The sequence below is a fragment of the Paenibacillus radicis (ex Gao et al. 2016) genome (genome assembly GCF_014641555.1).
GTDB lineage: Bacteria > Bacillota > Bacilli > Paenibacillales > Paenibacillaceae > Pristimantibacillus > Pristimantibacillus radicis.
Window position 1 is genome coordinate 88,201 of the sequence record NZ_BMHY01000004.1, and the last position, 21,800, is coordinate 110,000.

16 protein-coding genes and 2 pseudogenes are annotated in these 21,800 nt (G+C 45.6%); 16 read left to right on the forward strand and 2 right to left on the reverse strand.

The genetic code is table 11. The features are described from left to right. The first annotated feature begins 3 nt into the window (after positions 1-3). Positions 4-612, forward strand: a complete 609-nt coding sequence (locus IEX98_RS29130; RefSeq protein WP_229692131.1) for a hypothetical protein — start codon at positions 4-6, stop codon at positions 610-612. Positions 613-756: 144 nt separating this feature from the next. On the opposite strand, the pseudogene IEX98_RS29135 reads toward IEX98_RS29130, so the two are convergent. After that, positions 757-1,079 (reverse strand): annotated as a pseudogene (locus IEX98_RS29135) (endonuclease V); the annotation flags it as partial. A gap of 297 nt (positions 1,080-1,376) precedes the next feature. On the opposite strand from IEX98_RS29135, the gene IEX98_RS11990 reads away from it, so the two are divergent. Genes IEX98_RS11990 through IEX98_RS12000 form a run of 3 tightly spaced genes read left to right on the forward strand, consistent with a single transcriptional unit; the run spans position 1,377 to position 5,124 of the window. After that, on the forward strand, positions 1,377-3,050 hold the full coding sequence (locus IEX98_RS11990) for an Hsp70 family protein (protein ID WP_188889438.1): 1,674 nt from the start codon (positions 1,377-1,379) through the stop codon (positions 3,048-3,050). Further along, entirely contained in the window at positions 3,047-4,411 is a 1,365-nt protein-coding gene (locus tag IEX98_RS11995; RefSeq protein WP_188889439.1) for a J domain-containing protein, read from the forward strand. The genes IEX98_RS11990 and IEX98_RS11995 overlap by 4 nt, the downstream gene beginning before the upstream one ends. A 41-nt stretch (positions 4,412-4,452) precedes the next feature. Then, positions 4,453-5,124, forward strand: coding sequence for a DUF1266 domain-containing protein (locus tag IEX98_RS12000; RefSeq protein WP_188889440.1), 672 nt, complete (start codon positions 4,453-4,455; stop codon positions 5,122-5,124). 206 nt (positions 5,125-5,330) lie between these two features. On the opposite strand, the gene IEX98_RS12005 is transcribed toward IEX98_RS12000, so the two are convergent. Further along, a complete protein-coding gene (locus tag IEX98_RS12005) occupies positions 5,331-6,209 on the reverse strand; it encodes an MBL fold metallo-hydrolase (protein ID WP_188889441.1) in 879 nt (292 codons plus the stop codon). 250 nt (positions 6,210-6,459) lie between these two features. Here IEX98_RS12005 and IEX98_RS12010 point away from each other — a divergent pair, with 250 nt between their 5' ends. The 12 genes and pseudogenes from IEX98_RS12010 to IEX98_RS12065 all read left to right on the forward strand — a co-directional run bounded on the left by IEX98_RS12010 (position 6,460) and on the right by IEX98_RS12065 (position 21,794). Beyond that, complete coding sequence (locus tag IEX98_RS12010) at positions 6,460-7,032, forward strand: TetR/AcrR family transcriptional regulator (RefSeq protein ID WP_188889442.1); 573 nt, start codon at positions 6,460-6,462, stop codon at positions 7,030-7,032. A 336-nt stretch (positions 7,033-7,368) separates the two neighbouring features. Then, on the forward strand, positions 7,369-8,553 hold the full coding sequence (locus IEX98_RS12015) for a Gfo/Idh/MocA family protein (RefSeq protein ID WP_229692133.1): 1,185 nt from the start codon (positions 7,369-7,371) through the stop codon (positions 8,551-8,553). Between the two features lie 78 nt (positions 8,554-8,631). Next, positions 8,632-9,672, forward strand: coding sequence for a TIM barrel protein (locus IEX98_RS12020; RefSeq protein WP_188889443.1), 1,041 nt, complete (start codon positions 8,632-8,634; stop codon positions 9,670-9,672). A gap of 34 nt (positions 9,673-9,706) precedes the next feature. Continuing rightward, positions 9,707-11,416, forward strand: coding sequence for an alpha-1,3-galactosidase-related protein (locus tag IEX98_RS12025; protein ID WP_188889444.1), 1,710 nt, complete (start codon positions 9,707-9,709; stop codon positions 11,414-11,416). 53 nt (positions 11,417-11,469) lie between these two features. Further along, positions 11,470-13,803 (forward strand): glycoside hydrolase family 95 protein, encoded by a 2,334-nt coding sequence (locus IEX98_RS12030; RefSeq protein ID WP_188889445.1) that lies wholly within the window; start codon positions 11,470-11,472, stop codon positions 13,801-13,803. Positions 13,804-14,027: 224 nt separating this feature from the next. After that, on the forward strand, positions 14,028-15,248 hold the full coding sequence (locus IEX98_RS12035; RefSeq protein ID WP_188889446.1) for a hypothetical protein: 1,221 nt from the start codon (positions 14,028-14,030) through the stop codon (positions 15,246-15,248). A gap of 194 nt (positions 15,249-15,442) precedes the next feature. After that, a complete protein-coding gene (locus tag IEX98_RS12040) occupies positions 15,443-15,988 on the forward strand; it encodes an OsmC family protein (RefSeq protein ID WP_188889447.1) in 546 nt (181 codons plus the stop codon). 97 nt (positions 15,989-16,085) lie between these two features. Continuing rightward, the gene (locus tag IEX98_RS12045) at positions 16,086-17,315 is read left to right on the forward strand and encodes an MFS transporter (protein ID WP_188889448.1); all 1,230 of its coding nucleotides are present in this window, start codon (positions 16,086-16,088) and stop codon (positions 17,313-17,315) included. Between the two features lie 206 nt (positions 17,316-17,521). Next, positions 17,522-17,626 (forward strand): annotated as a pseudogene (locus IEX98_RS12050) (aldo/keto reductase); the annotation flags it as partial. Between the two features lie 596 nt (positions 17,627-18,222). Next, positions 18,223-19,431: an aminotransferase-like domain-containing protein gene (locus tag IEX98_RS12055; RefSeq protein WP_188889449.1), complete on the forward strand. Its 1,209-nt coding sequence runs from the start codon at positions 18,223-18,225 to the stop codon at positions 19,429-19,431. 146 nt (positions 19,432-19,577) lie between these two features. Continuing rightward, positions 19,578-20,687, forward strand: a complete 1,110-nt coding sequence (locus IEX98_RS12060) for an iron-containing alcohol dehydrogenase family protein (RefSeq protein WP_188889450.1) — start codon at positions 19,578-19,580, stop codon at positions 20,685-20,687. 24 nt (positions 20,688-20,711) lie between these two features. Then, the gene (locus IEX98_RS12065) at positions 20,712-21,794 is read left to right on the forward strand and encodes an ABC transporter substrate-binding protein (protein WP_229692135.1); all 1,083 of its coding nucleotides are present in this window, start codon (positions 20,712-20,714) and stop codon (positions 21,792-21,794) included. The last annotated feature ends 6 nt before the right edge of the window (positions 21,795-21,800 follow it).

Below are 21,800 nucleotides of genomic sequence, written 5' to 3' on the forward strand. Positions count from 1 at the left end.
AAAGTGGCTCAAGACTGGGTGTTGTCACAGCCGGTAGGAAGTATCTCCGAAACTATAATCGATAGTAACAATAACAAAACAGAAAATGATAATGAGGCTGTTTATTCTTATTCCAATAAAGGGTTACTAGACAAAGTGACTGTTATTAAGAATGGAGAGATAATCAATATACTCTACAAATATGATCCGAATGGAAATCTACTGAAGAAGACGACTATTAAATCATTATTAAGTGGAAATAAGGTTTATGAAGGGATTTACTCACAAAAGGTTGCCGGATACCAAATTCCTAAGAATAGTTTCTTTAGTATTTATCAAACGTTTGTAGTGGAACCTGAGAAGGCATATCAAGTTAGCGGATATATTAATGTACAAATGCTGAAGCATTCAAAATTTCAAATGTATATTGATTTTTATGACAGTAACGGCAGTATAGTAGGAAGCAACATTGCGGATTACAAAAAAGTAGATGGAACTTTTGAGAAATTCGAGAATACTGGTGTTACCCCCTCCAGTGCTGTTATCGCAACTCTCCATTTTCTGATCAGGGCTGAAGAGGAAGAGGCAGCTGGAGGATTTCATGTTGATAACACGGCGTTTTATTATAAATAAATACGCACGGTATTTCAAACAAATAGAATGAAGATCTCGCTTCGATCTCATTCGTTTATTAATTAGATGAAATGCGAAAAGACGGTACAGGATCATCCTGTACCGTTCATCCTCTATTATTTTCCAAGTGAGATAAATGTTTAATACCAATTGATCTGCTTGGCGAGTTGTCTCTGGCAAGCGGAAAAGTGGGGCTATTCGTAAAATCCATTTACAAGCCGTAGGTAATGAGATTCTGTGTACAATGGAGACATAGATGGGCTTTATATTATCTTTTGTTCTTAGTGTGGTACCGACAGCCTCAGATTGATCAATTAGAATTGCATGTTCTCCTCTTATTTGACCAGGTTCATCAGATTCCCCAATTAAGTGTTAAACAGTACACCCAAATGACTTGCTAACCCGAATCGTCTCGGATGAGCAACCTCTTGTCCATCACACACTATCAAATCTGGTTTAATCGATTTTTACTGAAAGCTTTAACAACCTTAATAATGCTTGATAATTTATATCCTATACAACGCTAAAGCGTTATATAAAACAGGTCGATTATGGTCAGACACCACCATGATTGCCCTGTTTTTTTATTATCTTCACTTTCTTTAGTTCGTGTGGCAAGGGTAAAGAACAATTAGCGGACAGGTGATCAATTAATAATAGCCATTTAAATCGTATGATAGGGCTAGCGGAAATTTAAACAATTAGATCCTGTTTTCCGATATACATTAAATAAGTAACTTTTTAACAATGATGGAGTTGAGTGTATGCCAATAATCGGGATCGATTTAGGAACGACCAATAGTCTTGTAACTTGTTATTTGAATGATGAATGTGTCATTATCCCTAATGCATTAGGGGAGAAGCTGACTCCTTCGGTCGTAAGTGTGCTAGACACGGGTGAGATCATTACGGGAAGTCCTGCGAAGGAGCGACTTGTGACGAACCCGGAGAGGTCTGTCGCAGTGTTTAAACGGCATATGGGAATGGAAAAACGGTATGAATTAGGAAACTATCTATTTTCACCTACTGAGCTATCCGCTTTATTATTGAAGGCGCTGAAGGCTGACGCCGAAAGCTATCTTGGCATGGAAGTGACGGAGGCTGTCATTAGCGTCCCCGCCTATTTCAATGACAAACAAAGGCGTGCCACGAAAGAAGCAGGTCATCTTGCAGGCTTAAAGGTGGATCGGCTCATTAATGAACCATCAGCGGCAGCGGTAGCTTACGGTTTGAACCAAGATGGGGAAGAAAAGAAGCTGCTGATCTTCGACCTTGGTGGCGGAACTTTCGACGTATCGGTACTCGATATGTATGACCAGGTGATGGAAATACGTGCTGTGGCCGGGGATAATTTTATGGGTGGCGAAGATTTCGATGAAATCTTGATTCAATATTTCTTGGAACAGCATCACTTGAAGCTCGAGGATAATCGCGGTAAATGGTATGCAATACTTAAGAAACAAGCGGAAGCTTGTAAAATGGCTTTAACCAAAGCGGAAAGCGCAGAAATGACTTGCATCATTAATTCGCAGTGCTATACGACACAGATTACCGCTGTCGAATTCGAGAAGCTTGCATTGAACTTGCTTGCCAAACTTAAGAAACCGCTGCAACGAGCGTTGAAGGATGCAGATATCTCACCTGAAGAATTAGATCATGTTATTTTGGTTGGCGGATCTACTAAGATGCCTGTTATTCGATCATTTGTTGCCCGATTATTCGGAAAGCTGCCGCTAAGTCATTTGAACCCTGACGAGGTTGTCGGTGTTGGAGCAGGTATAATTGCGGCTATGAAAGAACGTAATGAAAGCTTGCGCGAAAAGGTATTGACAGACGTTTGCCCGTATACACTTGGGATTAGTGTTATTGGCGACCGATTTGTTCCCATTATTGAGCGAAATACCATTATTCCATATAGCAAAGTGGATCAATTCTGCAATGTTTATGACGATCAAACAAGTATAACAACCCCCATTTTTCAAGGGGAGAGCAGAAAAGCGAGTGAAAATTTGAAGCTTGGAGAAATAACTGTAGATTTTCCTCCCGCTCGTGAAGGTGAAGCTGTTATCGATGTAAGGTTTACATATGATATTAATGGAATATTGGAAGTTGAAGTTTTCTCTCATACAACGAAGGAGAAGAAAGCAATCATCATTAAGAACAGCGACACAGATTTGACGGAGGAAGAAATTAAGCGAAGGTTAAAGGAAATTGAAAATCTTAAAATTCATCCCCGTGAGGATAGCAAAAATCAATTGCTGCTTGCCAGAGGGGAGCGATTATTCGAAGAAGCATTGTCAGATCAAAGAATGAAAATAGCTCGTGAGTTAGAAGAATTTGAGAAAGTATTGGATAAGCAGAATCCGCAGGATATTAAAAAGGCAGCATTCGTTTTCGAACGGTTTATTCGGAGCATTGAAGATTGGACTGATCTATGAGTATATGGGACATATTGGGCATAGAATCAACGTTAGATAAAAAGGTCATTCGTCGTGCGTATACCGCTCTTCTTAAAATCTATCATCCGGAAGATGACCCGGAAGGATTTATGCGGCTTCGAACGGCCTACGAACAGGCGCTTAAGGGGGCAGAAAAAGGAAGAGGGCAGGAAAAACAGTACAAGATAGATAATCCCCAAGTGGAACAGGCTACATTTTACGAAACAGTGCTAGCAGAAAATCCAGAGATTCCAGAAAATAAAGAAACCAGAGCTGAATACGTAATCCTTAATGAAGCAGCGCAATCAGAGAATCCTGGAAACAAAGAATCCGGATTTGAATATATACATCTAAATGAAGAGTGGCAACGTTCTGAAACGAATGAATCTAGCATATCTGAACAACTGCTAATTCTCTACTCCGACGTGTTCAAGCGAAGAGAGGTTTACGAGTGGAGAAAGTTGTTTTTGCATCTTTCGCTTTTTGAAAAGGAGCGATTAACGGATGAAGTGATACGTTTCTTAACGGAGCATGGTGACTTACCGTTTGATGTGTGGAATTATCTCAATGATGAATTTGCTTTAAGCGAGCTGCCGGATTTTCAGTGGAAAGAATTAATGCAGTATGATTTCGGACTATCGTTTGAATATTTGAACCCTGAAAATTTTTGTGATTACTCCCAATATGTGAATTTAAGGTTTCAAGCGTTTCTATTGTTAAGGGATTTTAAATGTAGTGAATGTATCGAGGCAGGACTGCGGGCAATCTCGATCTATGCAGATGATCCCGTGCTGCATCGCTTGTTGGGCATCGCATACTATCAAATTGCTGATTATGATCAATCAATTCTATGGTTAAGTAAACTGCTAAAGGCAACAGATGCTGATTGTGACGGATTCGTTTATCGCGGCTACGCTTACTATAGAACTGGAGATTATGAACAAGCTTCTGCAGATTTCGAACGAGCTATTGCAATTGATCCCGAGCACTACGACGCGCAAAAAGGCTACACTCTAACGGTACACGCACTGAAAAAGTTGAAGCAGGGTCAAGTAAATGAAATGCCACTTAGTGGAATAAGTAAGATGGACTTGGAATTGGATCGCATCATCCATTGCACAGATGAGATGTTGAAGTGGCCAGAGCCGTCAATGAAACACACTTTTAAGACCTATTGGGAATTAAATAATACGGTCCTCCCCAAAATAATCACTTTTGGAATAGGTAATCTAATTTGTATTTACGCCATCATAAGATTGTTCATTACGATTGATTTTATGCCGTCAATTTTAGTGTTGCTCCTGCCCATAAGTTTGTTTAGTTTATATTTACTCAAATTAATTGGTGACTTAGAAAGGTAAACAGGATGATTATACAACGTTTATGGGATCTCTCACTTAGTATGACAGCAGCCTATGGCTCTTCAAAAGATATAGAAGGGTTATGCAGTGTGAAGGACTTGTGGAAGAGGGTGGGAAGTACTGAATTTCAGCTCACACCTCAGCTTCTGTACGGGATGCCGGTGTACAATCGGTTGGAGCAAGCAGGAGTGAAAGAAGAAGTAGAAATATATTTGCGTTCATCCTTTCAGGTGCATAATGCGGCCAATCTGCATGAGAAGCTTGAATCGCTGCTGATTGGCAGTGAGTATGTTTTACGTTTTATCGAAATGAGAAAAACGATCTCTGCAATGCCTTATAGGGAGAGAGTGCGGAAGCTTCAGGCAATGAAAGATGATGAACAGGAGGCTGCTCTCTACGAGATAGTGATGCAATACGACCTAGCCTTGCCTGAAGCAGGCATTCTAGCCTTCGATATTGCAACCTACGTAAGCTTATGCCGTTTAGGTGCATTTATGGGATTTATCGAAGAAACTGATGTTTATAAGCGGTTAGAACAATCGACATCCTTGGCTCGTCAACACTTCTCTAGTTTCGAGCAGTATGCTTTGTCTAGTGCGGTAGGCGTACTGTTTAGCAATGGCAATGTGAATAAAGAAGAAGTGCTGAACAACTATTATTCTTCTCTCCATCATCCTTATAGCTATTGGCGTCATTTAGAATGGGCGCAGTAGTGCTGTCCCAAAGCAGATTATCTGCCGTTGGACAATGCTTAGTTTTTCAAAAAAAGCGAGTCAGTGGGTTAATTGACCCCTACGACTCGCTTTTATTGATTTAAACTCAACCACCTGAGCAAGTATTAAAACAATATGCCATTTATTCCTCCATATGATTCGATTCATTTATCATTCATGATGAGGGCGAATACTCTTTTAAATTGTTATAGCTCCGGCGACCATTTTTCTGGAACATGAACATAGTGATCGGCTTCCTTCCGAATACGGCCAAAGCCCGGGAAATTCAGATGCATGCCAGACACGAGCAATTTTTCCTCTGCCGCTAAATCCAAGATACGTTTTCTTGTCTCCACGCCCAATTCGGGTAAAACATCCATTACAATTTTTTCTTCCGGTCTCAACAATTGAATGGCTGCGTTATGAATAATATCTCCCCAAATCAGCAGCTTCTCGCCATTGGATTCAATAAGATAAGCCGTATGGCCGGGGGTGTGGCCAGGTGCCTCAATCGCTTGAATGCCTGCAACAGGCTCTGTTTCGGTGACGGCAAACGTGCGAATTCTTCCTTCATAAGGCGCAAAAGCAGCTTCTGCCATTTGAAAATTGGCCGTTTCAATTTCATCGGATGGATCTTTAATATTCCGCTTGTCCAGCCAATACGCATATTCGGTTTCCTGTACGACGACTTCTGCATTTGGAAAAGCTTTCGTCCCGTCCGTATGAATAAGACCATAGGAATGATCGGGATGGATATGCGTTAGCAAGACGGTTTCAATATCGTTAACATCTACGCCCGCTGCTTTGATATTGTCGAGTACAACGCCAACACCCATGCCAAGACCTGCATCGATTAAGGTCAAGCGGCCATTCACATTGACGATAAAACAGTTCGTATTGAGAACAAGGGGACTGCTCTCGAAATTGGAATGGAGCATTTCTTTTCCTTTGTCCTCCATCAGTTCATAATAAGGCCAGAATGGCAGTGTTGAATTTCCATCGGACACGACAGTAACGAGCACTTCACCAATCTTTTTATGATAAACTGCAGGAACTTGAGTAACGGATGGATAGCTGTAAGTCATTGTATGAAAACTCCTTCCTATGGGAATTATTCGCTTGAGTTCGCTTCTGCATGAGAAGCAACTGGGCGTATGTGTAATATTAAATACTCGGTGAGACGGCATCAACCAACAATAAGCCGGATTTGTTGCTTAAGCGAAGCTCTAAAAATATTGTTGGGTAAACTAGAAAGAAATCGAACAGTTGTCGGAAAAGCTGCGGTTGTCTATAATATGAAGATATTAAAAGTAGTAGAAAAGAGGGGAAGAAATCATGTTAACCACGGAGGTTAATCTGAAGGATCCGCGGGTCATTCGAACGCGTCAGCTTATTATAGATGCATTTGTACTTTTGCTTGGTAAACAGGACTTCCACTCTATTACAGTCAGTGATATTTCGAAGCAGGCTACGATCAATCGAGCGACATTTTATGCTCATTTTCCAGATAAGTACGCGCTTATTGAAGAGTATTTATCCAGCAGCTTTATCGAGTTTATCTACCGGCGAGTAGATAAACAGGCTGACCTTACGGAAGAAACCGTTACGTCGATCATTATTGGTTTATGTGAATATCATGAGGCATCCAATAAACGGTGCATGAAGAACTATGATACGGTAGCTTCACTTGTAGAAAAGAGCATCATCGCACAATTGGAAATTTTCATTTTGCAAATGATGGGCAATAATTGTGAAGAAACGCAAAAAGATATACTGGAGTTAGCGGCTAACATGCTGACCTGGTCCATTTATGGCAGTACGTATCGTTGGAGCCGGGATCGGAGAACAGAAACGCCACAGCAATTTGCGATCAAGATTATGCCAATGATTAAGGGTTATATTAAATGATTATGGGGTACAAATCGGAGAAGCCAACTACCAGTCATGTGACAGGGGTTGGCTTTTTTGTCGATAGATGACGAAATGAAACGAAAGAAACAGTTATCTTCACAATCAAATCTCATTATCCGAGTTTTAGATAAATAATAAGCGTCTTCGATAAAGAATTCCTCTGTAAAATTCATTATATTTAATGATAAGCCGAAAGTGAGCGCTTTCAAAGTCAACGACTCGTTAACATTCATCATTGTTCTTACACAGCCAGATTACGCATAGGGATGACAATTGGAAGCTTTATAGGCTGACTTCACCTTGTTTAATCCTAAGTTAAATGGAGGGGAATTTATGAGTGAATATTCAGGCGGCAAACGAGACATGAAGAAGGTACGTATCGGCATGATCGGTTACAAATTTATGGGCAAAGCACATAGCCATGCCTACAGAGATGTCCCCTTTTACTTCGATCTGGATACGGAGCCCGTATTGCAGACAATGGTAGGGAGGGACGAGCAGGCGGTTAAGCTCGCATCGGAAAAGCTGGGCTGGCAATCTTATGAGACAGATTGGCGCCGGCTGCTGGAGAGAGATGATATCGATGTCATCGATATTGGAACTCCCAATCATATGCATGCGGAAATCGCAATCGCAGCCGCTAAGGCGGGAAAACACATACTGTGCGAGAAACCTCTCGCCCTGAACGTTCAAGAGGCCAAAGAAATACTGGATGCGGTTCAGAAGGCTGGCGTCATTCACATGGTGTCGTACAATTATCGGTTTGCACCCGCCATTCAATATGCCAAGCATTTAATTTCGACAGGCGCGCTTGGTTCTATCTATCACTTTCGGGCACAGTATTTGCAGGATTGGATCATGGACCCGGGCTTCCCGCTCGTCTGGCGTCTTCGCAAGGAAATTGGCGGATCGGGAGCGCTTGGAGACTTAATGGCGCATTCTATCGATCTAGCACGTTTTTTGGTCGGAGAGATCAGCGAAGTATCGGGCATGATGGAGACATTTATTAAGCAAAGACCAATTGGAGAAATGACTGGCGGGTTAAGCGCAACAGTAGATAGCGATAGTAAGGGCGATGTAACCGTTGATGATGCAACGGCGGCATTGGCAAGGTTTGAGAATGGAGCGCTAGGCGTATTCGAAGCGACCCGGTTCGGAAGAGGAAATCGCAACGGCAACCGGATGGAGATCAATGGTTCAAAGGGATCGATCCGGTGGGATATGGAAAATATGAATCAGCTCGAGCTGTATTTAGAGGATGATCCGCGGGGGATGCAGGGGTTCCGCACGATCGATTGCACGGAAGTCGAACATCCTTTTGCTAAAGCCTACTGGCCGGCAGGACACGGAATTGGTTATGAACATACCTTTATTAATCTCATACATGAGCTGATGAGAAGTATATCAACGGGAACCGTACCTTCTCCGAACTTCGAAGATGGTTACCGCAATCAAGTTATTCTGGAGACGATAGAGCGGTCAAACATCGAACGAAGATGGCTTAACGTTTCCTATTAGAAAATTTGCATTAGTACGCAGCTATGACGACAGGTTATTTTTCAAATAAATGATTGGAAAAAAAGGAGTCGATTAGATATGTCATTATTCAAATTTTCGGTAGGTCCTTGGAATGTTCATGAAGGTGCGGACGCATTTGGTCCGGATGTCAGACCGTCTTTATCGTTTGATACTAAACTCAAGAAGTTCAAGGAAATGGGATTCGAAGGCATTCAATTTCATGATGATGACGCGGTTCCAGACATGAACGACCTTTCGGAGAAGCAGATTATCTCTCGTGCAGCCGAGGTCAAGGCCTTTCTAGATGAACAGGGGCTGGAAGCGGAATTTGTCGCGCCAAGGCTTTGGATCGACCCGCGGACGGTTGATGGCGGCTTTACGTCCAATTCCCAAAGCGATAGAGAGTTCGCGTTATGGCGGGCGTTTCGATCGATCGATATTGCCAAGGAGCTGGGAACCAATCGGATCGTGTTATGGCTGGCACGGGAAGGAACGTTATGTCTGGAAAGTAAAGATCCAGTAGAGAGCATGGTGAGATTGCGGGAGGCCGTTAATGCGATGCTGGCGTACGATCCTAACGTGCGTATCCTGATTGAGCCAAAGCCTAATGAACCGATCGACCGCAGCTTCCTGCCAACTGTTGGACATGTTCTCGGGTTCGCGGCGGGTACGAATGACTCATCCAGAGTTGGCGCTTTGCTTGAATCCGCGCACGCTGTATTGGCGGGGCTGGAGCCTGCGATCGAGATGGGGTTTGGTCTGGCGCACGGTAAATTATGGGGTGTCCATCTGAATGATCAGAACGGTCTTCGATATGATCAGGATAAAGCGTTTGGCGTGGAAAATCTTCGTTCCGCGTTCAATCAAGTGAAGGTATTGACCGATCATCAATACGGCAAAAACGGGGAGTTCGTCGGGCTGGATGTGAAAGCGATGAGAACCCAATCTGTAGATCAATCGTTCCGTCACTTGGAGAATAGTCTGCGAATGACCAAGCTGCTGGAAAACAAAGTGCGGCGGCTGAACCGGGAAAAGGTGGATCAGTTCCGCGCAGCCCGAGATTATGAGGCGCTTGAGATGTATATTATGGAACTGCTGCTGGGCGAGGAATCGGCCTGAAGCATAAAGTTAGGCAGCAAGAGGAGTAGAGGCAATGTCTGCTAATCAAAATGAACAAGCAGTAGAAGCAGATTTATGGTTCAGGGACTTTGGCGGCAGACCGGATTCCGGCGAAGATGCCGGACCAGCTATGCGCAGAGCCATTGAAGCGGCTGCTGCAATGAAGTCAGCTGTGCGGCTCATTTTGGAGCCGGGCCGTTATGATTTCTACGCAGAAACGGCTGACAAAGCGATTTATTACATTACGAATACAGCGAGTGAAGAGGAGAATCCCAATCCTCTCAAGACGATTGCAATCTTCATGAAGGAACTGCGTAATTTCACGTTGGACGGCAATGGTGCTTTATTTATGTTTCACGGAAAAGTGACGATGTTTGCAATGGACCATTGCGAAGCAATCGTCATTCAGAACCTGAGAACGGATTTTGCGCGCCCTACAGTTGTCGAGATGAAGATTGAAGACTTGGGAAAGGACTTCATCGATGTCGTCGTCCATCCGGATTCTCATTACTTCTTTCGAGAAGGCAAGCTTACCTGGGTGGGCGAAAACTGGCAGTTTTTCGAAGGGTTGATGCAAGCTTGCGATCTGTCAACGAATACGACCTGGCGGATGGATAATGTGCTTGAACAAGCATCCCGTATCGAAGAGCTGTCTCCGCGACGGCTTCGCTTTCATTATGAACAGTTTCCAAAAGAGCCTTTGTCGAAAAAGTGGCGGCTGCAGATTCGTGACGGAATCCGGGATCAGGTCGGGATGTTTATTCACCGGAGCAAGGACGTCCAGCTCATGAATGTCAGTCTTCATTTCATGCATGGGCTCGGAATCGTCGGTCAATACAGTGAGAATCTGAGCTTTAGCCAGCTGGATCTATCGCCGCGCATGGAAACATGCCGCTCAGTGGCTGCTTTTGCCGACTTTGTCCATTTGTCGGGCTGCAGAGGGAAGATTGAAATTAAGAACAGCCGATTCGTTGGCTCTCATGATGATGTCGTAAATGTTCACGGTACACATCTTAGAATTGTCGCTCAACCTTCTCCGAACCAGGTTGTTGTTCGTTTCATGCATGCTCAAACCTATGGATTTGAAGCATTCTATGCAGGAGATGAGATTGAATTCGTCCGCAGACGCTCATTGAAGCCGTTTGCTAGCAGCAAAGTCATACATGCGGAAATGTTAAATAGGCGAGAGCTGTTACTGACTTTGGAGCATCCCGTTCCTGGCGGAGTTGAGGAAGGGGATGTTCTAGAGAATGTAACGTGGACGCCAGAGGTCGAAATTCGTGACAATTATTTCGCCCGCATTCCTACGAGGGGTATTCTCGTAACAACGCGACGGAAGGTGGTCATTGCCGGCAACGTATTTGACCGGCTGAAAATGAGTGCTGTCCTGATAGCAGATGATGCGGCTTACTGGTACGAATCCGGCCGGGTTGAAAACCTCATGATACGTGAAAATCAGTTTATCGAATGCGGTGGTCCTGGACTTCCCATCATTGCTATAGCACCAGAAAACGAAGAAACAGAACAAAGCGAGCCGGTCCATGAGAATGTAATGATTTTATACAATATATTCGTTCTGCCGACGCAGGAGACGCTCGTACTGGAGGCCAAAAGCACACGATCATTGGCTTTCAAACGGAATACAGTTCGCGCAGGAGCTTCTCTCGTTACTATTGAAGATGCGATACACCTTGTCGCTTGCAGCGATGTGAGCATGGAAGAGAACAGGCTTGAGAATTTATAATTTATGTCGTTAATATTTCATGGCAATAATCTTCATCTGGGAGGAAACAACAAGTGAGTGAATTGAAGTTATGGTATGACAAACCGGCAGTCAAATGGTCGGAAGGGCTCCCCGTCGGGAACGGAAGAGCAGCGGCAATGGTTTATGGCGGCGCTCAACGAGAGATTTGGAACATTACAGAATTGACTTACTGGTCAGGGAAACAGGAGCCGATACCTAGTGGTTCTACGGGTAAAGAAGATTTGACACGCCTCCGGCAATATTTTTTCGAAGATGACTACCAGGAAGGAGAGAAGGCTGCCCAGCAGCTGTTGCAGCCATCCAAAGGCAACTTCGGCACGAACTTGCCGGTATGCGATGTTGTGCTGGAGTTTGCGAATGAAGGGGAAAAAGTTGTTCGCGAGCTTAATCTGGAGTCCGCCATTGCAACGACCACTTATGAGCATAAGGGGACGGCAATTCATCGTGAACTATTCGCTTCTCATGCGGACGGCGTGATCGTATGCCGGCTATGGAGCGACCTGCCTGAGGGCATCTCATTCTCGGTTCGGTTGAACGGGAAAACGGATTTTTTCCAGAGCTGGAACGAGCCGGAAGGAGAAGTGCTGAACTTCAAGGGACAAGCACTTGAGCGGATTCACAGCGATGGCGAATGCGGCGTGAGCTGTCAGGGCGGAATTCGTGTGCAGGCTATCGGCGGTGGAACTATCCGAGGCGATTCCGGGACAATAGAAGTTGTGAATGCGAGAGAAGCGGTTCTTTATTTTGCCATCGAAACCGATTATGGCTTTATTGGTGAAGATTGGAGATATGCCGCTAGCAATAGAATCAGCCTTGCGCAAGCGAAAGGTTATGACAAGCTTAGAGCGGATCATATTGCAGACTACTACAGCTTATATAGCCGTGTGAAGCTTGAGCTTGGCGAGTCGGAGCAGCGTCTTCTGCCGACTGATGAGCGAGTACGTCTGCTGGCAGAAGGTCATGACGAAGACCCGGCACTGTATGCCTTGTTTTTCCAATATGGACGCTATTTGACGATTTGTGGTGCGAGGGAGGATTCTCCTCTTCCGTTGAACCTCCAAGGCTTCTTGAATGATGATCAAGCATGCCGAATGGATTGGACGTGCGACTACCATCTGGATATTAATATTGAGATGAATTACTATCCGACGGAAACGACACATTTGTCCGAATCTCATCTTCCTTTGATGCGCTATATTAAGATGCTGTCGGAGAACGGGAAATCGGCGGCAAAGGACTTTTACGGTTGTGAGGGCTGGGTAGCGCATACGGTTTCGAATGCCTGGGGCTTCTCGGCACCGGCCTGGCAAACGACTTGGGGATTGAATGTGACAGGCGGATTGTGGATTGCACTCCATCTTCGGGATCATTATGAATTTACATTGGACGAGAAATTTCTGAGCGAGACGGCTTATCCGATTTTGAAAGAAGCCGCTGCATTTTTCCTCGATTACATGGTGCTTCATCCTAAGCTCGATTGGCTGGTAACAGGACCTTCGATCTCACCGGAAAATAGTTTCCACGCAGCAGTAGGCAGCAAGCTGCATAATCACTTATCGATGGGAACGACGCTCGATCAGGTGCTGGTGAGCGATTTGTTCGAATTTTGTCTGGAAACGGCTGAAAAGCTCGGACTCGATGAGGCGTTACAACAGCAATTGAGACAGGCAATTGGGAAGCTCCCGCCGCTGCAGATCGGAAGGAATGGCCAATTGCAAGAGTGGCTGGAGGATTATGAAGAGGCACAGCCTGAGCATCGTCATTTGTCGCATTTGCATAGCTTGTGTCCGGCCTATCGGATCACGCCACAGCTTACACCTGAGCTCAGTGAAGCTGCAAGGGTTACTTTGGACAATCGTCAATCGAGCAACAATCATGAGGATGTTGAGTTCACTGTAGCGGCATTCGCTGGCTGTTTCTCCCGGCTGCATGACGGGGAGCGGGCGTATGAGCAAATCTCGCATCTAGTTGGGCAATTATGCTTTGATAATTTGTTATCCTTCTCCAAGCCGGGCATTGGAGGGGCTGAGGCTGCTATTTATGTGGCCGACGGCAACTACGGCGGAACGGCCGCCATTGCAGATATGCTGCTTCAGAGCCATGCAGGAGAACTGCACCTGCTGCCCGCGCTGCCGGTAAAATGGTCTTCGGGCCAATACAGCGGCCTTCGGGCGAGAGGCGCGTTAGAGGTTGATCTCATCTGGTCAGAAGGCCGTATGGCAGGAGCAGTAGTACATGCGTTTGCTTCCGGAAGTACTGTGCTGAGACAAGCCGGTCGTATTGCGCCGTTCGAATATGAAGCTGGATGCAGCTACAGCATTGATAGTGAACTTCGCATATCGCAGCAGGTTTTCGTAGAAAATTAATTTGCTTTTCCGAGAGGGAGCAGGGTGTCCGGTTTGACGACATCATGCTCCCTCTGTGTATGTGTACGGTCGTTCTGGCAGTGCTTCTGATTGCCAGCTTAACACATGTTCCAGCAAGGCTGTTTGTCGGAATTTAAATGGTTCAAAGCTCCCTATTATTTTTACATTTTCTAGCTTATTATGTAAGGGGTTTCATAATCTAGTTCTCGAAGGAGAGTTAAATAATGAAGGGATTAAGAAGAGCATTTATATTCCTTGCTTTGCTGACCGGGTTAAGCTCGATTCCGCTGGGTGCGTTTGCCTTGCCCGGACAGATCGCCTGGTACAGCGGCGGGACCTTGATGGTTCAGAACGGACGAGAGACGATTTACGCCACTTATCCGACAGGGCATTCACCGATTCGTTATGCGAACAATGAGCGGCGCTATAAGGTGCATTTCGACAATTACCGCTATAAAATCCGCAACTCCGGAAGTACGAATTACCGGTTCGCGATCTCCAAGATTACGCCATCTTCCCCGGATGGCCAGTCGATGTACGACATGATTTTTAATACTTATTCCAGCTACTCCAATTATTTAGACGGAGACTATTATCTCTATATGTACGATTATACTGGGAGTACAAGCAATATTTCGCTGTCACAGATGGAGATTGTTGCGGAGACACCGGGGCTTGTATATGCTGGCGGGCCAGGGGCATTTTACTATACGAACGGATATGAAAGCGGACCAGGCTCAGCTTATATATTAAGGGGCAGTACACATCAATTAACGGCATGGGCAGAAGGCAACCCGATTTCAGTAGTAGCCACTGTCACAACGAGCAGCGGTACGACAACGCTGGGCACGCTCTCGCCTACGGGGTGGGGCGGCAATTATTCGATGAACTATACATTTAACGACTTCTATGATCCAAGAGGAACGCAGAAGCCAACGCTTAATATTACGGTCACTTATCCGAATAGCTATGCGGGACCCTCTAAGGTTGTTGTCTCTGAGCAAATTTACGTGACGCTAAATACGCTCAGCGAATACCAGCAAGAGGATTCAACCTTCTATTACAATTCCCTCACCGATAACAGCTTTGTTGGCCCAGCGAATGATGATCTGATGTGTTACGATTATATTGTGGACAATAGAACTCTTCATGCATTTGCCCAACCTAGTCAAGGATATGACAATGATATTATCGATTTCATGAAACGCCAGGGAAGGTTTGCATCGAGGCCCGGGGGTACCTTTAGCAAGTCATCAACAACAATAATGCCTTATGTGGACGCCATTTATTATCCAGGTTATCACTTTGCGAAAGTGACGAAATGGGATGCATCGGGAAATCCTATTGAAATTATATCCAAATGGGGCCCTCGAGAGCTGATAAGAAGTCAATCGGCTTATTCACTCGGTTACGGTGCTCCGAGTCTCTACTTTAAACGCTACTAGCTGAACGTTGTTCCTTGCAATCGGAAACCGGCGAATCTCCAGTGGAGAATTCGCCGGTTTCTTTGTCATATAAGATGTTAAATACGCTTATCAATCTTTTCTATTATACAGTGTACACAGCTTAGCCTATATTTAGATTAATAACACACTTTAACCATGGGAATAATTATGTTTAATTTGAAAGGGGCAAGCATATGGGAACTTTAAATGAATATTTGGAGCAGAAGAGAAAGGCTATATACGCACGAAAGGCGTATTTCGAGCAAAAAGGGGATCAAGCGGTTTCCAAGATTAGCGCTAGCGTAAAAGCAGCAGGACGTAGCGGTGTCCGGGAAATCCGAATTCGCGATTTTCAAGTCATTAGTGACAGCCCGCCCGACTTTGCAGGCTATAATCTGGGTCCATCTTCGCCAGAGCTTCAGCTTGGCGTACTTGGAAGCTGCCTGACGCATATCGCCTTAATTCAAGCTGCCGAGAGAGAAGTTTCTCTTCACTCCCTTGAGGTGACGGTTGAAGGCGAGATGAACCCGCTAGCTGGCAAGCCTGGCTATGAGGATGTGCCGATCTATCCTCACAACATTCGTTATAAGTTGTTCATACAATCCGATGAATCGGAGGAGAAGCTACAGGCGCTCCACGAAGCGATCGAACAGGTATGCCCGATATTTAACCTGCTTAAAAATCCGCAACAAATCGAGGGAGATCTGATAATCAGCCGTTCGGCTGCTCAAACGGTTTAGCCTAAGTGTAGCAATGACGGAATAGGCAGGTTCATACGATCGGACGTCTTAAGGCGCTGAACATCAGGATGCAGCGTATGAATGGGGGACAGGCAATATGCTGCATTGGAAGCGCAATTTATATATTCTATGGCTGGGACTGTTTCTCAATCATATGTCGTACACGCTCTCCGTACCGTTTTTTCCTTTGTTTCTGCAACAGGATTTAGGGGTTAAAAGCGGGTTGGAAGCTTGGTCCGGCATTTCCATTTCCATTAGTTTTCTGATTAGCGGTCTCTGTGCGCCTTTTTGGGGTTCGCTGGCTGACAGATATGGCAGCAAGCTGATGCTGGTTCGCTCAGGCGTGGGGCTGGGTGTTGCCCATCTGGCTAACTTTTTTGTTCAAGATCCTATCATGTTCATTGTGGTGCGCATATTCCAAGGGCTGATGGCGGGCTTCACTCCTGCATCAATAGCGTTAGTAGGTACCAATACACCAGAAAAGCATGTCGGTTATGCACTCGGTGTTATCTCGACATCGACGGCTGCCGGCGGTATTCTGGGTCCGCTTATGGGCGGCATACTGAGCCAATGGATCGGATTGCGCGGATGTTTCATTGCATCAGGCATCATTACACTGATCTCCGCTGTTATCGTTCTGGGGGTCAAGGAAGTTCACGAACGTAAAATGGACTCCCAAAGCAGTATTAGGCAGGATTTGAAAAGAGCGGCTGCTAATCCGCGTTTATTGCAAGTTTACGGACTAATTATGCTCGTCTCCACCTCTGTATTGATTATTGAGCCGTTATTGACGATCTACGTGGTGCAAATAGGAGGATCAATCGAGAAGGCGACGCTGAGCTCAGGAATTGTTTTTTCAGCAATTGGGATCGCTACCGTCATCATGGGGCCGTGGTGGGGAAAAATCGGCGGCCGGATCGGTTACGGTAAAACGTTGTTTATCGGATTGGTTGGCGGCGGTATCGGAAATCTGCTGCAGCTCGTGACGCAAAGCTTGGTTCCGTTCGGCTTCTTGCGGTTTGGGTACGGCCTCTTTTTTGCGGCGGTATATCCAGCCTTGAATGCCTTGATCATCCACTATGCGGATCGCGATTTCCGCGGCAGGGCGGTCAGTCTTAGTCAATCTGCCAGTCAATTCGGCATTGTGGTAGGCCCGCTGCTAGGCGGTTTTCTTGGCGGCTGGATGGATATCCCTTACGTTTTTCTGCTGACGGGAATTGCGCTGCTCGGAGCTGCTTGGGGATCAAGGACGTTAATGACTGCGGGGAAACCAAGCGGCACTAACATCAATCAAGTCGGGGAGCCGAAGAGTGATACGATTCGGTGACCAGCTAAAAAACCGCAATTGCGGTTTTTTTTGGTTTTAATCTAGATATAAGATTGCATGATTAGGCAATTTCTTTGCAGAAATGGTTAAGAACTTTTCGTTCGGTCAAGATAAAATGATGAGTATGAAAGATATGCGGTGCATCCCGTATCAGCGCTGCAGAGTGAATATTCCTTATGGGAGCGGAATGTGGAGCCGGAGTTGGTCAAATTGCATTGGCCTGGCTGCTTCATAAAGGCGATAATATCGTGCCAATCCCCGGTACAAAGCGCGAGAAATATTTGGAGGAAAATATCGCCGCGGCTGACATAAGAGAAGTGGAAGGGCTGTGACGGCTTGCCAAAAAGCAGGCAGTCACGGCTCTTTTTTTGTTAGAATCGTGGAGGACTTGCGTACGGGATCCATATCCAATTTTAGCTATCGATCAGGTTGAATCGGCGGTCTACGGACAGATTATTGAGCTTTGTTAATCTGGGAAGCCCCTTGGAAGGAATCTTTGATAAGCTTTTTTTAGATTTTGCAAAACTCGTTGTACACCGCATCTACATCTGTAACACTCACATAGGACATGCTGTAAGAGCTGGCTGGGTCTAATTGTAATAGAAATTCCGTCAAGAGCTTTAGGTTTCTAATTGAAGCTTGAGTCATTAATGATCGAAAGCTGTGCTATTCTACCCGTCTTCATGAAATTTGTAATCAGCCAGAACGTTATTAGTTTAAGCAGTGAGCTGAGTAGGAGGCAAGCTCTCTTGTACAAAGATCAAAAATGGAAATTATTAAGAAATATTGAAACCATTAATAGAAATACTCTATAAGGAGGGTTATTGACTAAGATTGGAAGCGGTGATAAGTTAATCATGACAAAAAACATTGGTTTAATTGGAATTGTTGAAGGGGGAACCATACATTGAGCAAGTCAATAGAGGCCTCATTATTCTCGCGTCATCTTCCGGCGCCCTCCATAGGAGGAACAAGGATTTCGAATCCTGGACATATTCATTTGTCTTACGGTTTTCCAGCCACAGATTTGCTGCCCGTCCAAGAGCTGCAAGCTGCTGCGGGTAATGCGCTGCAGCGGGAACGATCAGATGCCCTTCATTATACGGGGGCGATCGGCCCCGGGCGTGTGCGCGACTGGGTCTTGAACCGGGTGAAAAAGGTAGGAATTGAAGCATCAGCCGCTAACTTCCTGCCAGTCTTCGGAGCGATTCAAGGGATTGATCTGACTTCTCGCATACTGCTGACTGCTGGCGACGAGGTCTGGGTGGAACGTCCGACATTCTTCAATGCGCTTCAATCCTTCCGAGCTGCTGGGGCTTCGATTCGTTCCTTTCCAGTCGATGAAGAAGGACTTCGTGTGGATGAGCTTGAAGCTGCATTATTAGCAGCTGTGGCTGCCGGCGAAGCATTGCCTAAGCTCGTTTATATCATGCCGAATTACCATAATCCAACGGGAGCGACGTTGTCAACGCCAAGAAGACAACAGCTAGCTAAGCTTGCAGTGGATTACAACTTCTTCATTCTTGAGGATGATGCTTATGTTGAGCTCAACATAAGCGGCGAATCTCGCCCCGCGGTCTACACCTTTGCTCCTGAACGAGTGATTTATGTCAGCACCTTTTCCAAGACGTTGGGGCCAGGTCTGCGCTTAGGCTGGATCATTGCCTCCACCGAAGCAATTGGATATCTAGCGACGTTATCGCTTGGCAGTCAGTTGAATCCCTTTACGCAAGAAATTGTTGGAGAGCTGCTTGAAGAATACGATTTCGACGAGCAGGTTAATCGCCTGACTGACAGGTATCGGGAGCAGCGAGATCTGATGATTGGGGAACTGGAAGCCGCTTTAGGAAGCGATATCGAAGTCAATGTTCCAGACGGCGGTTTTTTTATCTGGGTAAAGTTCGGGGAATCGATTAATGTCAATGATTTCTATCAGCTGGCCATCACAAAAGGAGTCAGCTTTGTAGCAGGCAATGCCTTTTTCCATGATGGGCAAGGTTCAAATTATCTAAGACTTTGCTTCAGCTATTGCTCTATGGAGCAAATTGCTCGAGGAGTCAGGGCGCTGGCCGATTCATACTACGAAAGCGTACAGTCTGAGCATTGGACAGGATAAATTTTCAGCCATTCTACAGTAATCAACAACTGAATACCACCAGCTAACTGGATCACCAGAGGCCATGATTAAACCGTTTATTTCACACGGATATGTCATTGGCTTTTTTTAGTTAAACGAAATGAAATGTTTATGGAGGGATAACCATGCTTCATGTAAAAGCTCCCAATCACTATTGGAATGAGAGTGGAATTGTCAGAAAAAGCGGTTCGAAGCTAAAAGAATTAGGAGTGCAGGCGTTCATCATTAGCGGAAAGACGGCTTGGAATCAGCTTTCCGAGCAAGTGACAGCTGTACTGCACGAACAGGAAATCCGTTATACGCATCAGGAGTTCAGCGGAAGCTGCACGCAAGCGAAAATCAATACTTTGGCAGAAAAAGCGAAGGGAACGGCTTCCTTTATTATAGGTATCGGCGGAGGAAGCGCGCTTGATACCGCCAAGGCTGCAGCGGAGCAAGCCGGAATTCCGGTCGTTACGATTCCGACAATTGCTGCGACCTGTGCAGGCTGGTCAGCGTTAACCGTTCTGTACGATGAGGAGGGCCGATCTTCCGGTTATTTGCCGCTCAAGCAATCACCGCAGTTCGTACTCGCTGATTCAGAGATTCTAGCCGCTGCGCCTGCGAGATTTCTAGCAGCCGGACTGGCGGATACGATTGTTAAATGGTATGAAACCGCTATTCATATTACACCTGGTGCAACGGGCGCTTTGGATGCCCGGATCGGGGTACGTACTGCAGAGCTTGCCCTTGAAATTATTCGAGAGTATGGCGTTGCAGTCTATGAAGCGGTGCTGCAAGGCGAAAAACATTCTGCGTTTATTGATGTTACAGATGCTATTCTAGCGCTTGCCGGGCTTGTTGGAAGTGTTGCAGGTGAAGGAGGCCGCGGCGGATTTGCTCATATCATTCATGACAGCCTGACCTGGGTCCCGGAGACGCATCATTCCTTGCATGGAGAGAAGGTAGGCTTTGGTCTGATCGCGCAGTTGTTCCTTGAAGGCAAGAGAGAAGAGGCGGAAAGCTTATCTGCCTTCCTGAACCGCTTGAACCTTCCAATAACGTTAGAGCAACTGGGTATTTGGGATAATGCAGGAGAACAGATTGAACGGATAGCAGCAAAAATTCAATTGCAGGAAGCCTTTTTGGCCAAGCTCAGCTTTCCTGTAAATAAGGAATTGCTGGCACAGGCGATTCATGATGCGGACCAGTTGGGCCAGCAAGTACGAGAAGCTGCATTCCATTTGAATGAATAGACAGGATAGAGAGGGAGAGTTTATATGACAAAGCTTTTTCGCTATAAAAAACGTGCAATGACGATTGTACTTCTGACGGCTATTCTTCTGATTAGTGCGTGCGGGAATGAAGCAAAAACTACAAATACTAAAAGTAATTCTAATGATAAGGCTGCGACAACAGTTCCTGCGGATGCGGAAAAGACGGCATCGGCAGGTGGTACAGAGCTGGATTTAACGAAAGTAACGCTAGTTATCGGCCAGACAGGCTGGGGCAGCTATGAGGAAGGGTTCAAAGCAGCAGGCGTAGACGATACGCCTTATAAAGTGGAGTATCAAGTATTCCAAGGCGGCAATCTGCAACTAGAGGCGATGGCTGCAAAACATTTGGATCTCGCGCTAACGAGTGAAATTCCGCCTATCTTCGCTTCACAAGCGGCAAATGGCGGCAATTTCAAAATCATTGCGGTGTCCCAGGGAACTACTCTACAGCAGGAAGTTGTCATTCCGAAAGATTCTCCAATCAAGACGGTTGCAGACTTGAAAGGAAAAAAAGTGGCGTACGTCAAAGCGACAACCGCCCATTACTTTTTATTGAAAATATTGGAGAATGCCGGCTTAACCTGGAATGATATTGAACCAGTCGAATTGTCCACGGCAGACGGTCTTAGCGCTTTGATAAGCGGGAGCGTCGATGCGTTAGCCAGCTACGGAAATGCGATTATTACCTCGCATCAGAAGGGGGCCACTACGCTTGCGTCTGCCAAAGACATTTTATCAGGCAACTTCCCGGTCGCGACTACTCCGGCCAACATTGAAGATCCGCTGAAGCATGCCGCGATCGTAGACTACCTCAAGCGAATTAACCGATATCACGAGTGGGCGCGTGCACATGAGCAAGACTGGGCAGAAATTGTAGCCAAAGCAACAAAGCAGGACGTAACCCAGGCGCTGGAAACCTACCATAACGGGGAACAGCAACGGCCAACTAAAATTATTCCAACCTCGCCTGAAGCTATTGCTTCTCAGCAGGATGTAGCGGATGCATTAACGAGTGTTGGTCTATTAACGAGTAAAATTGATGTCAGTCAGATTTGGTCGAACGCGTTCGACGACGAGTTGAAATAGCGAACA

Excerpts from the sequence above, each read along its gene's own strand:
- IEX98_RS11990 (WP_188889438.1), top strand. The coding sequence starts at position 1,377 with ATGCCAATAATCGGGATCGATTTAGGAACGACCAATAGTCTTGTAACT.
- IEX98_RS11995 (WP_188889439.1), top strand. The coding sequence starts at position 3,047 with ATGAGTATATGGGACATATTGGGCATAGAATCAACGTTAGATAAAAAG.
- IEX98_RS12000 (WP_188889440.1), top strand. The coding sequence starts at position 4,453 with ATGACAGCAGCCTATGGCTCTTCAAAAGATATAGAAGGGTTATGCAGT.
- IEX98_RS12005 (WP_188889441.1), bottom strand. The coding sequence starts at position 6,209 with ATGACTTACAGCTATCCATCCGTTACTCAAGTTCCTGCAGTTTATCAT.
- IEX98_RS12010 (WP_188889442.1), top strand. The coding sequence starts at position 6,460 with ATGTTAACCACGGAGGTTAATCTGAAGGATCCGCGGGTCATTCGAACG.
- IEX98_RS12015 (WP_229692133.1), top strand. The coding sequence starts at position 7,369 with ATGAGTGAATATTCAGGCGGCAAACGAGACATGAAGAAGGTACGTATC.
- IEX98_RS12020 (WP_188889443.1), top strand. The coding sequence starts at position 8,632 with ATGTCATTATTCAAATTTTCGGTAGGTCCTTGGAATGTTCATGAAGGT.
- IEX98_RS12025 (WP_188889444.1), top strand. The coding sequence starts at position 9,707 with ATGTCTGCTAATCAAAATGAACAAGCAGTAGAAGCAGATTTATGGTTC.
- IEX98_RS12035 (WP_188889446.1), top strand. The coding sequence starts at position 14,028 with ATGAAGGGATTAAGAAGAGCATTTATATTCCTTGCTTTGCTGACCGGG.
- IEX98_RS12040 (WP_188889447.1), top strand. The coding sequence starts at position 15,443 with ATGGGAACTTTAAATGAATATTTGGAGCAGAAGAGAAAGGCTATATAC.
- IEX98_RS12045 (WP_188889448.1), top strand. The coding sequence starts at position 16,086 with ATGCTGCATTGGAAGCGCAATTTATATATTCTATGGCTGGGACTGTTT.
- IEX98_RS12060 (WP_188889450.1), top strand. The coding sequence starts at position 19,578 with ATGCTTCATGTAAAAGCTCCCAATCACTATTGGAATGAGAGTGGAATT.
- IEX98_RS12065 (WP_229692135.1), top strand. The coding sequence starts at position 20,712 with ATGACAAAGCTTTTTCGCTATAAAAAACGTGCAATGACGATTGTACTT.